Source organism: Pseudonocardia sp. EV170527-09, from assembly GCF_008369905.1.
Classification (GTDB): Bacteria; Actinomycetota; Actinomycetes; order Mycobacteriales; family Pseudonocardiaceae; genus Pseudonocardia.
This window is the reverse complement of record NZ_VRMC01000170.1, coordinates 1-4,739: the sequence shown is the minus strand read 5'-3', so window position 1 is coordinate 4,739 and position 4,739 is coordinate 1. Positions and strand designations below refer to the sequence as shown.

The 4,739-nt window shown below is 74.3% G+C and carries 5 protein-coding genes; 2 read left to right on the top strand and 3 right to left on the bottom strand.

All coding sequences use genetic code 11. From position 1 onward, the window contains the following. Together FVA95_RS27530 and FVA95_RS27525 are read right to left on the bottom strand one after the other, a co-directional pair. The coding region (locus FVA95_RS27530) for a leucine zipper domain-containing protein (RefSeq protein ID WP_149664620.1) at nucleotides 1-317 on the bottom strand (317 nt) is incomplete at its 3' end. A gap of 115 nt (nucleotides 318-432) precedes the next feature. Beyond that, the gene (locus FVA95_RS27525; protein WP_149666724.1) at nucleotides 433-1,656 is read right to left on the bottom strand and encodes a 4-hydroxybenzoate 3-monooxygenase; all 1,224 of its coding nucleotides are present in this window, start codon (nucleotides 1,654-1,656) and stop codon (nucleotides 433-435) included. A gap of 70 nt (nucleotides 1,657-1,726) precedes the next feature. Between FVA95_RS27525 and FVA95_RS27520 the strand changes: the two genes are divergently transcribed. Together FVA95_RS27520 and FVA95_RS27515 are read left to right on the top strand one after the other, a co-directional pair. Continuing rightward, nucleotides 1,727-2,485, top strand: coding sequence for an IclR family transcriptional regulator (locus tag FVA95_RS27520; RefSeq protein ID WP_149666722.1), 759 nt, complete (start codon nucleotides 1,727-1,729; stop codon nucleotides 2,483-2,485). A 57-nt stretch (nucleotides 2,486-2,542) separates the two neighbouring features. Next, the gene (locus FVA95_RS27515; protein ID WP_149666720.1) at nucleotides 2,543-3,670 is read left to right on the top strand and encodes an epoxide hydrolase family protein; all 1,128 of its coding nucleotides are present in this window, start codon (nucleotides 2,543-2,545) and stop codon (nucleotides 3,668-3,670) included. Between the two features lie 4 nt (nucleotides 3,671-3,674). Here FVA95_RS27515 and FVA95_RS27510 read toward each other — a convergent pair. Beyond that, nucleotides 3,675-4,739, bottom strand: a 1,065-nt coding sequence (locus FVA95_RS27510; RefSeq protein ID WP_149666718.1) for an FIST N-terminal domain-containing protein, incomplete at its 5' end; no start/stop codon positions are given.

Sequence of the window (4,739 nt, the reverse complement as noted above, 5' to 3'; positions counted from 1 at the left end):
ACCGCGTGCACGGTCGAGGCGGCCATGCCCAGGCGCCCGGCGATCTGGACCGGGCCCAGCCGGTGCCGCCAGCGCAGCCGTACGATTCGCCGCACCAGACCGACACGGGTCTTCGTCGGTGAGGACCTCGGCCGTGAGCTGCGGTCGGCCATCCCCGCCGGCCCCTCGGCCCGGTAGCGGTCGGACCACTTCTTGGCGGTCCGCGCGGAGACCATGAACATTGTCGCGGCCGCGGTGTGGGTCCAGCCGTGCTCGACGACGAGTTGAGCGAGCCGCAGCCGGGCGCGCGGGGTCAGAGCGGCGTTAGCGTGGGACACGAAGGCCTCCGGTGGGTGAAGCGGTTCCTCGACAGCTCCACTTCACAACCGGAGGCCTTCGTCTGTCAGCCAGACTCACCGCCCCCGGACGGGACAACCTCCCTGGACATCACATCTAGACGGCGCCGTGCGGGAGGCCGACGTAGTTCTCGGCGAGGCTCGTCGCGGCGGCGCGGGAGGTCACGGTGTAGCGCAGCTGGGAGCGTTGCAGCCCGACGCCGAACGCGTCGCCGCCCTCGGTGGCGGGGTCGAAGCGGTGCAGCATCGAGGTCATGAACCAGGAGAAGTGCTCCGCCCGCCAGACGCGGCGCAGGCAGGTCTCGGAGTAGCCGTCGAGGCCCGCGTCGTCGCCGTCGCGCAGCGCACGGACGACCGCGTCGGCCAGCACCCGGACGTCGGCGATGGCGAGGTTCATGCCCTTGGCGCCGGTGGGCGGCACGATGTGCGCGGCGTCGCCGGCGAGGAACAGCCGTCCGCGGCGCATCGGCGAGGCGACCATGCTGCGCATCGGGGTGACCGAGGGCTTCTCGATGAACTCGCCCTCGTTGATCGTGAAGCCGTCGCAGGCCAGGCGGGTGTGCAGGGCGTCCCAGATGCGGGCGTCGGACCAGTCGGACGGGTCGGTGTCGTTCGGGACCTGGACGTAGAGCCGGGTCACCTCGGGGCTGCGCATCGAGTAGAGGGCGAAGCCGTCGTCGTGGTGGGCGTAGACGAGCTCGTCGGTGGTGGGGGCAGCCTTCGCGAGCACGCCGAGCCAGGAGAACGGGTAGACGCGCTCGGCGATCTCCGGGGCGACGAGCGGGCGGGAGACGCCGTGGAAGCCGTCGCAGCCGGCGATCACGTCGCAGCGCAGGAGGTGCTCGGTGCCGTCGGCGGCGGCGTAGGTGATCGACGGGGTGTCGGTGTCGACGTCGTGCAGGGCGACGCCGGTGACGCCGAACTCCACCGGCAGCCCGGCGGCGTCGACGCGGTCGGCGAGCAGGTCCTTCACGACCTCCTGCTGGCCGTAGACCGTGATGCCGGTGCCGACGAGGTCGGCGAAGTCGATGCGGTGGTCGGCAGCGGGTGCACCGGGGGCCTCGGCGAAGCGCAGCGCGATGCCGGTGTGCGGCATGCCCTCGCGGTCCAGCCGGCCGGCGACGCCCATCTCCCGGAGCAGCTCGACGGTCGGCGCCTCCAGCACGCCGGCGCGGACCCGCGCCTCGACGTAGGCACGGTCGCGGGACTCCAGGACCACCGACTCGATCCCGGACAGCGCCAGCAGCTTCGCCAGGACGAGCCCGGCGGGGCCCGCTCCGACGATGCCGACCTGGGTCCGGGTCTCGCGTCGCTGCGTCATGGGCGTCACCTTCCCGCCCCGGCACCGGAGCATTCGACCCCGCTTCCGCTCTGCGGAAGAATGCCCGGTCATGGCGACACGTCCGGTCCGGTCGGGGGTCACCGCGCGGGTGCTGGACGTGCTGGGTGCCTTCAGCGCGCAGGCCCCGGTGCTGGGGTTGACCGACATCGCCCGGCGCACCGGGCTCCCGCTGACGACGGTGCACCGGATCGCCGGTGAGCTCGCCGCGGGCGGGGCGCTGGACCGCGGCGACGACGGCCGCTACCGGATCGGGCTGCGGCTCTGGGAGATCGCGCACCTGGCCCCGGCCAGCCACGGGCTGCGGGAGGCGGCGATGCCGTTCCTGGAGGACCTGCACGAGGTCACCCGGCACAACGTGGCGCTCGCGGTGCTCGACCCGGACGACCCCGGCGAGGTCGTCTACGTCGAGCGCCTGTCCAGCCGCGGCGCCGTCTCGATCGTCTCGCGGACCGGGTCCCGGCTGCCGTCGACGGCGACCGGGGTCGGGCTCGTGCTGCTCGCGCACGCCGACCCGGCAGCGGTGGAGACGGTGCTGGCCCGCCCGATCCGCCGGTTCACCCCGTGGACGGTGTGCCGCGCCGACGGCGTCCGTGCGCTGCTCGCCCAGGCCCGGACCGGCGGGTTCGTGGTGTCCGACCGGCAGATCGAGGAGGTGTCGATGTCGGTGGCCGCTCCGGTGCGCGCCGGGGACGGGCCGGTCGTCGCCGGGCTGTCGATCGTCGTGCCGGCCGCGACGAACCCGCACACCCTGGTGCCCGCGGTGCGCGCGGCGGCCCGCGGGATCAGCCGGGCCCTCGCGGCATCGTGATCGTTCCGATGCCGTGGCCGCGGCGCCCGTCGTCACGTTCCGTGTCACCGTGGCCAGGTGCGCGACTTCCGGATCGAGATCCCCGACGCCGAGCTGGACGACCTGCGCGAGCGGCTCGCCCGCACCCGCTGGCCGGACCCGGCGACGGTCGACGGCTGGTCCCAGGGCGTGCCGCTGGACTACGCCCGCGAGCTCTGCGACTACTGGCGCACCCGCTACGACTGGCGCCGCGTCGAGGCGGAGATCAACGCGTGGCCGCAGTTCCGCACCGGTCTCGACGGCGGTGGCGACGACGCGGTCGAGATCCACGTGCTGCACGCCCGGTCGAAGCACCCGGACGCGATGCCGCTGCTGCTCACCCACGGCTGGCCGGGCTCGCTCGTGGAGTTCCTCGGCGTGCTGCCCGCGCTGACCGACCCCGAGGACCCGGCCGACGCCTTCCACGTCGTCGTGCCGACGCTGCCCGGGTTCGGGTTCTCCGGCAAGCCCACGACGACCGGGTGGGGGGTCGAGCGGATCGCCGTCGCCTGGGCGCAGCTGATGGACCGGCTCGGCTACGAGCGCTTCGCCGCACAGGGCGGCGACTGGGGCTCGATGATCACCTCGGCGCTGGGGACCGCGGCCCCGGAGATGCTGATCGGCATCCACCTGACGATGGCGCTGGCCCCCAAGCCCGACGACGCCGAGGCCCTGTCGGCGCAGGAGAAGGCCGACATCCGCTTCTCCAAGGAGTTCTCGCGCTACGGCTCCGGCTACTCCGCGGAGCAGTCCACCCGTCCGCAGACCATCGGCTACGGCCTCGCCGACTCCCCCGTCGCGCAGTGCACGTGGATCGTGGAGAAGTTCTGGGACTGGACCGACTGCGCGGGCCACCCGGAGAACGTGATCAGCCGGGACCGGCTGCTGGACAACGTCATGCAGTACTGGCTGGGGTCGGCCGGAGCATCGTCGGCGCGGATCTACTGGGAGAGCTTCGCCCGCCGCCGCCTCGACGACGTCGACGTCCCGACCGGTGTCGCCCAGTTCCCGCACGAGATGGTGAAGCTCCCCCGCTCCTGGCTGGAGCGCCGCTACACCGACCTGCGCTGGTTCTCCCGCCCCGACGTCGGCGGGCACTTCCCGTCGCTGGAGCAGCCCGAGTCCTTCGTCGACGAGGTGCGGGGGTTCTTCCGGACCCTGCGCTGAGCGCTCAGACCACCGGCACGGACGCGGTGAACGCGTGCAGGTGGTTGCCCGGCCCGACGGGGCCGATCTCGCCGGCGGCGAAGAAGCCGGCCACCCGGGGGCCCGTCGCACCGGTCGTGTGCGGGTCGAGACCGACGCGCACGGCGTGCACGTCGTGGTCGGCGTCGCCGAACATGCCGGCGCCGCGGCCGTTGCAGGAGAACAGCAACGCACCCGCGGCCGGCGCGGCGCGGCGCACCGGGGCGAGCAGCTCGTGCAGGTCCTGGGCGGCGCCCGCGGCGTCGCGGACCTGGAAGCGCACGGTGGTGCCGACCTCGACGAGGTCACCCGCGATGACGGCGCCGTCGCCGACGTCGACGGCCAGCACCGCGCGGACCAGGAAGTCGCCGCGGTCGTGGGACTCGGCGTACTCGTCGACGGCGACGCCCAGGTGCAGCCCGGTCAGCGCCTGCTCCTGCTCCTCGGGCGGCAGGGCGGTGACGATCTCGCGCAGCCGCTCGGCGGCGGGCCGCCCGGCGAGCTCGGCGATCCGGTTGTCCCGGGCGCTGGTGACGACCATCGGCGGCCCGATGGGGCGGCATCCCTGGCTGACGACGACCCGCGCGTCGGACGCACCGCCGAGCAGCACCCCGACCGCCCCGCCGTGGTGCACGGTGCCCCCGGCGAACAGCCGGTCGGCCCCGGGTCCGCCGGGTCCGCCGGCCAGGCCCCCGATCACCGGGAACCCCGGATGGGTCGACGCGAGCCGGTCCAGGACCCCGCTGACCGGGAACACGGACGGGTCGGCCAGCAGGACGGCCACACGGTCGTCCTCGGCGGGTGGGACCAGCCCGCGCACCGCGATCGCGTCGCGTCCGTCCGGTCCCGCGCCGGGGCGGCGCTGCGCGACCGGGAAGAACGTCCGGACCCAGGTGCCGGGCAGCGACGCCGCCCAGACGGCGACGGCGGGCTCGCCCTCGACACCGCGGCCGTCGGCCATCACGCCGTGCGCGGTGGTCCCGATCGTCGCGCCGGGTCCGGCGAGCTCCATCACCCGCAGTCCGGCGGCCTCGGCCTCCTCGACCGGGGC